This is a genomic window from Streptomyces sp. NPDC046215, from assembly GCF_040646215.1.
Taxonomy (GTDB): domain Bacteria; phylum Actinomycetota; class Actinomycetes; order Streptomycetales; family Streptomycetaceae; genus Streptomyces; species Streptomyces stramineus.
The window spans coordinates 1-5,713 of record NZ_JBEYZW010000163.1; the positions used below are offsets into that span (position 1 = coordinate 1).

At 68.6% G+C, this 5,713-nt stretch carries 2 protein-coding genes and 1 pseudogene; 2 read left to right on the top strand and 1 reads right to left on the bottom strand.

Translation table 11 applies throughout. The annotated features are described in order from the left end of the window. Nucleotides 1–539: 539 nt before the first annotated feature. Complete coding sequence (locus tag ABZ951_RS33395) at nucleotides 540–1,343, top strand: SDR family oxidoreductase (RefSeq protein WP_344095901.1); 804 nt, start codon at nucleotides 540–542, stop codon at nucleotides 1,341–1,343. A gap of 27 nt (nucleotides 1,344–1,370) precedes the next feature. On the opposite strand, the pseudogene ABZ951_RS33400 reads toward ABZ951_RS33395, so the two are convergent. After that, nucleotides 1,371–2,183, bottom strand: a pseudogene (locus ABZ951_RS33400) (SDR family NAD(P)-dependent oxidoreductase); the annotation flags it as partial. 246 nt (nucleotides 2,184–2,429) lie between these two features. On the opposite strand from ABZ951_RS33400, the gene ABZ951_RS33405 reads away from it, so the two are divergent. Then, on the top strand, nucleotides 2,430–5,713 hold a 3,284-nt coding region (locus ABZ951_RS33405; RefSeq protein ID WP_361281716.1), incomplete at its 3' end, for a beta-ketoacyl synthase N-terminal-like domain-containing protein.

Below are 5,713 nucleotides of genomic sequence, written 5' to 3' on the forward strand. Positions count from 1 at the left end.
GGCGGACGCCGCCGAGGTGAGGGCCATGGAGACCTCCGTGCCGGCCGCCGCGGGGGCCGCGGCCACTTCATCGGCTGCCGCACGGGTGGCGTCCGCGATGGCCTGCGCCCGTCTGGAAGCGCTCAGCGCGCGCGCATGGTGCACGCTCTCCGGCGCTGACCCGTCGGGCGCCCCCGCCTCGGTGGATCGGGAAGCCGCCGGCGCTTGCTGCCCCACGGTGTCACGACTGCTGCGGGCCATTGAACTCTCTCTTTCCCGGGACGAGGCCGCGGCCTTTCGCCGCTGACCGATGATGCGAAGGCGGAACAAGTACGGGATGAAAGGCTCCCGAAACGCCCGCCCGGCTGTCGTTCCCCGACCGCGAATCACTCATTCCCGCGCGCGCGATCCTCAGGGGCAATGGACGCGAACTTACGGGTGGGCGGGGGTTTCTCCGCCTCGATTCCCTCTGACACGGTGCTCGCACGCCGGAAACCCCATCCGGTTCCATATCGGCGGCACGGTCCCAGCCGATCGACCACTCCACACAAAGGGCACTCATGACTCAACCGCAGGGCAGAACCGCGCTGGTGACCGGGGCGTCGGCTGGGATCGGCAGAGACATCGCCCGACGGCTGGCCGCCGACGGGGTGACGGTGGCCGTGCACTACGGGCGCCGGAAAGAGGCGGCACAGGAGACGGTGGCCGCCATCGAGGAGGCGGGCGGACACGCGTTCACCGTCGGAGCCGACCTCACAGCCGACGGTGCCGTCGATACTCTCTTCGCCGAGCTGGAAGAAGCGCTCGAAGGACGCGGCCTGGACATCCTGGTGAACAACGCAGGAGTATCCCTCGGCCGGGACACCCCGTCCGACATGGCACAAGACGACTACGTGGCCGGTATCTCCCACGTCACCACCGAGGTGTTCGACAGCCTTTTCGCCATCAACGCGCGAGCCCCGTTCTTCGTCATCCAGAGGGCTCTGCCCTTGATGGGGGAAGGAGGACGCATCATCAACATCTCGTCGGCCGTCACCCGGATCGCGTGGCCCCTGCTGGCCTACGCCATGAGTAAAGGCGCTCTCGAAATCATGGGATCCCGGCTGGCGCAGCAGCTCGGTCCTCGGGGCATCACGGTGAACACCGTCGCGCCCGGCATCACCGACACCGAGATGAACAGCTGGGTGCACGAGACACCGGGAGCCGAGGAAGGCATCTCCGCCATGACCGCCCTCGGCCGGCTCGGGCTTCCCGACGACATCTCCGCCGTAGTGGCATTTCTCGCCTCTGAAGAGGCCCGCTGGGTCACCGGGCAGCTCATCGATGCCAGCGGGGGACTGTGCCTGGCCCCCGGCGGGATGTAGTCAGCTCACTACGTAGCCACGCCACTCTCAGGGATCGACCCGGGCCAGCGCTCTGCTCAGGCGTGGCGAGAACCGGGTCACCAGACGAGCGACGCGGGCCTCGGCAGTCACCACCGAAAGAGGCGTGTCGCGGGCCACCGCGCGCAATACCGCTTTCGCCACCTTCTCCGGAGGGTAGACCCGCCCTCCGGCCACATGCCGGAACCGCTCGCGCAAACGGACCTGCTCCTCCTCCGGAACACCGGCGAAATGCATTGCTGACGTGAACGACGTACTGACGAACCCCGGGCACACAGTACTCACACCGATCCCCAACTCACCGAGCTCCGCCCGAAGACACTCACTCAGCATCAGCACGGCGGCTTTGCTCGTCGCATAGACCGGCACCGTACGCGTCGGCTGGAACGCCGCCGCCGACGCGACGGTAACGATGTGACCTCCAGCCCCCCGGCCCGCCATCTGCCGCCCGAACAGCCGGCAACCGTGAATGACCCCCCAGAGATTGACGTCCAGAGTGCGCCGCCAGTCCTCGACCGACGTATCGAGGAACCGCCCCGACATACCGATACCGGCGTTGTTCACCAGAACATCCACCGTCCCATGGGTGGCGAGGACACGTTCGGCGAACCGCTCCATACCCGCGGCGTCGGAAACGTCGACCTCGTCCGCCCATGCGCCTCCGGTCCCCAGTGACCGGGCCGCGTCCGCGCTCAAAGACGCCGCATGCCCGTCACGGTCCGCACAGATCACCCGGGAGCCCGCTGCCGCGAAGGCGTGGGCCGTCGCCCGTCCGATGCCTCGGCCCGCGCCGGTGACCAGGACCAGCCGGCCGCCGAACCGCTTTCTCCATTCCACGCCCACCCGCCTCCCCGGTGCGCACAATTCCGCACCGGAACGCTACCGCGCGGCGTCACTGTGCGGTGGCGAAGAGAGGCGATAAACCCCCTTGTCCTGGCTCAGAATGCCAGGCCAGGACAGCAGGGTGCTTAGGGGTGCTGGTATGTCGGCAGCCTTTGTATGCTCCTCGCTACCTTCCGGATGCCCAAGAGACACACGCCTTACCCAGAATGCCAAGGAGATGCGTCAATGGCCAACGAGGAAAAGCTTCGCGACTACCTCAAGCGGGTAACCGCAGATCTCCTCCAGGTCCGGCGTCGTCTCGAAGAGATGGAATCCGGTGAGCAGGAACCGGTCGCCGTGGTGGGGATGGCATGTCGTTTTCCCGGGGGTGTGGCTTCGCCGGAGGAGTTCTGGGACCTGCTGGCGTCGGGCGGGGACGCGGTGTCAGGCTTTCCGGTGGACCGGGGGTGGGATGCGGAGCGGCTTTCCGTCCGGGAGGGGGAATCGGGCCGGGCGGGTGCCTCGTACGCGCGCGAGGGCGGTTTCCTGCATGACGCGGCGGAGTTCGATGCGGCGTTCTTTGGGATCAGTCCGCGTGAGGCACTGGCCATGGACCCTCAGCAGCGGTTGCTGCTGGAGGCGTCGTGGGAGGCGGTGGAGCGAGCGGGAATCGAGCCGGGATCACTGCGCGGCAGCCGGACCGGCGTATTCGCCGGAACCATGTATCAGGACTACGCCTCCCGTCTCCTGGACGTCCCCGAAGAGTTGGAAGGCTTTATCGGCAATGGGAACGCCGGCAGCGTTCTCTCCGGCCGCATCTCCTACACCTTCGGGCTGGAGGGGCCGGCGGTGACGGTGGATACGGCGTGTTCGTCGTCGTTGGTGGCGTTGCATCTGGCGTGTCAGTCGTTGCGGGCGGGTGAGTGCTCGATGGCTCTGGCGGGCGGGGTGACGGTGATGTCCACGCCCGGCGTCTTCGTCGAATTCTCCCGACAGCAAGGTCTGGCGGCCGATGGGCGGTGCAAGGCTTACGCGGGCGCGGCCGACGGCACGGGGATGGCCGAGGGCGTGGGCGTGCTGTTGGTGGAGCGGTTGTCGGATGCGCGGCGTCTTGGGCATCGGGTGTTGGCGGTGGTGCGGGGCAGTGCGGTGAATCAGGATGGTGCGTCGAATGGTTTGACGGCGCCGAATGGTCCGTCGCAGCAGCGGGTGATCTCTCAGGCGCTGGCGAATGCGGGCTTGTCGGCGGCGGACGTCGACGCGGTGGAGGGGCACGGCACCGGTACGACGCTGGGTGACCCGATCGAGGCCCAGGCGTTGTTGGCGACGTACGGGCAGGGGCGGCCGGAGGGGCGGCCGCTGTGGCTGGGGTCGGCGAAGTCGAACATCGGGCATACCCAGGCGGCGGCGGGTGTGGCGGGCGTGATCAAGATGATCCTTGCTCTGCGCCACGGGATGCTTCCGCGCACTCTGCATGTGGACGAGCCGTCGCCGCATGTCGACTGGGAGTCCGGTGCGGTGCGGCTGCTGACGGAGGCGGTGCCGTGGGTGGGGGAGGCTGCACGACCGCGCAGGGCAGGGGTGTCCTCGTTCGGGGTCAGCGGTACCAACGCGCATGTGATTGTGGAGCAGGCTCCGGTCGCTGATGTGGTGCCGTCGGGTGTTGAGGTGCTGCCGGTGGTGGGGGTGGTGCCGTGGGTGGTGTCGGCGCGTTCGGAGGGGGCTCTGCGGGGGCAGGCGCGCCGGCTGCGACGATTCGCGGCGGGGGAGGAGCGCCTCGATTGTGCGGGGGTGGCGCGGGCCCTGGTGTCCGAGCGGTCGGTCTTCGAGCACCGGGCTGTCGTCCTGGGGGTGGACCGTGAGGACTTCCTGCGCGGACTCGACGCGCTGGCTTCCGGCACCCCCACCCCCGGACTCGTCGACGGATCGGTGGACAACACGGCCGCTGAGAACCCCCTGGCTGTGCTCTTCACCGGCCAAGGATCGCAGCGGGCAGGCATGGGCCGGCAGCTATATGCGGCTTCCCCCGTATTCGCGGCGGCTTTCGACGACGTCTGCGGGGAATACTTGGCGGAGACCGGACAGGACCTGAAAGCCCAAATGTTCTCCGTCGACGGGGCCACGGACGAGTTTCTCCAGCGGACGGAATTCGCCCAGCCGGCACTGTTCGCGTTGGAGGTCGCGCTCTATCGGCTGGTCGAGAACTGCGGGGTCACCCCCGCTTTCCTGCTGGGCCACTCGGTCGGAGAACTGGTGGCGGCGCATGTCTCAGGCGCCATGCCCCTGCCCGACGCGGTGCGCCTGGTCTCCGCCCGCGGCCGGCTGATGCAGGCCCTTCCCCCGCACGGCGCCATGGTCGCGCTGGAAGCCTCCGAACAAGAAGCCCGGCAGCTCCTGAACTCCGCGGCGGACGGGCGCGTAGGTCTGGCGGCAGTGAACAGCCCCACGTCAGTGGTGTTGTCCGGGGACGAGGAAACGGTTCTCGCGTTGGCGCGTGACTGGCAGTCCCAGGGGCGCAGGATTCGGCGGCTGCGGGTGAGTCACGCGTTCCACTCCCCGTTGATGGACGACATGCTGGACGAATTCCGCCAGGTCGCGGAAACCGTCCGGTTCTCCGCTCCGATGATCCCCGTCGTGTCGAACGTGACCGGAGAGCCGGTCCCCGAGGAGGAATACACCACACCGGAGTACTGGGTGCGGCACGCGCGCGAGGCAGTGCGCTTCGGCGACGGAATGGCCTGGCTGTACGCGCAGGGAGTACGCACCTTCCTGGAGCTCGGACCGGACGGAACGCTGTCCGGTATCGGCCCGGAAGCCCTCGCTGCTTGTGCGCCGGAAACGGCCGGGGAAGGGGCGGGCGCGGAAGCGTTGCTGACCCCTGCCCTGCGCGCTGACCGGGAAGAGACGCACGCTTTCGTCTCTGCGATGGCGGAGCTGTTCGCATCGGGTACGGCGGTCGACTGGTCCGGGGTCGTTGGGCCCGGAGACGGCACGAGCGGGCTGGTGGACCTGCCGACGTATGCGTTCGAGCGGGAGCGGTTCTGGCTCGAAGCCGGTGCTGGAACTGAGGGTGCGGCGTCGGGCGCCGGTGTGAGCGCGTGGGAGAGCGTGCTGTGGGAGGCGGTTGGCCGGGGGGATGCGGTGGGTGTGGGGGAGTTGTTGGGGGTGGGGGTTGGGGCGTCGTTGGAGTCGGTGGTGCCGGCTTTGGGGGTGTGGTGGCGGCGGTGTCGTGAGCGTGGGGTGGTGGATGGGTGGCGTTATGGGGAGGTGTGGAAGCCGGTTGGTGGCGGGAGTGGCGGGAGTGGCGGGGTGCTGTCGGGGTGCTGGCTGGTGGTGGCCCCTGGCGTGAGGTCGGGTGTGGTTCCTGGTCTGGGTGGTGCCGGGGGTGCGGTGGCGCGGGGGCTGGAGGCGGCTGGGGCGAGTGTGGTGTGCATGCAGGTGGAGGTGGGTGAGGGGTGTGTGGATCGGGAGGTGTTGGCGGGGCTGTTGGGTGAGGCGGTGGGTGCTGGTGGTGACGATGGTGTGAGTGG

Coding starts and splice junctions, on each gene's coding strand:
- ABZ951_RS33395 (WP_344095901.1), top strand. CDS start 540: ATGACTCAACCGCAGGGCAGAACCGCGCTGGTGACCGGGGCGTCGGCT.